At 66.2% G+C, this 585-nt stretch carries 1 protein-coding gene; it reads left to right on the top strand.

Annotated features, from left to right (window positions below):
• Positions 1–516: two-partner secretion domain-containing protein (locus G3A47_RS23105; protein ID WP_166926622.1), on the top strand; the 516-nt coding region annotated here is incomplete at its 5' end.
• Between the last annotated feature and the right edge of the window lie 69 nt (positions 517–585).

Here is a 585-nt window from a genome sequence, read left to right as displayed (position 1 = left end):
GGCGCCGACCTGCCGACCGAATTCACCGATGGCGACCGCATCAAGGTCGCCGTCAAGCAGAACGAGCAGAAGGCGATCCTCACCTGGGACACCTTCAACGTTGGCGGCCAGACCGACCTTACGTTCCAGCAGCAGGCTGGAAACTGGGTGGCGCTCAACCGCGTGCTGGGCACCGATGCGAAGCCCAGCCAGATCCTCGGCTCCATCAATGCCAGCGGCCAGGTCCTGGTCATCAACCAGAACGGCATCGTCTTCGGCGGCACCAGCCAGGTCAATGTCGGGGCGCTGATCGCCTCGACGGCAAAGATCGATACGCAGAAGTTCCTCGACAGCGGCATCTATTCGTCAGGCAGCGGCAGGAACTGGATACCGAGCTTCACCGATGCGGCAGCGCTGCTGGGCAAGGCTCCCGGCGGCGGCGTGGTCAAGGTCGAGGCTGGCGCGCGGATCACCACCCGTGCGCCGGCCTCGGTGACGGCGGCAGCCGTGGCGGCGGCGTCGTCGGAACGCAGGTAGGTGGACCAGGCGTCAGGCATCCCGGCCTGGCTTTCGTCCTTCTGCATGATGCCGGCCACCGACTTGCCG

This window comes from Flavobacterium poyangense (assembly GCF_011751075.1).
In the GTDB taxonomy this organism is placed as follows: Bacteria; Bacteroidota; Bacteroidia; order Flavobacteriales; family Flavobacteriaceae; genus Flavobacterium; species Flavobacterium poyangense.
Note: the sequence above shows the minus strand (reverse complement) of the source record. Positions and strands in the feature narration are given on the sequence as shown.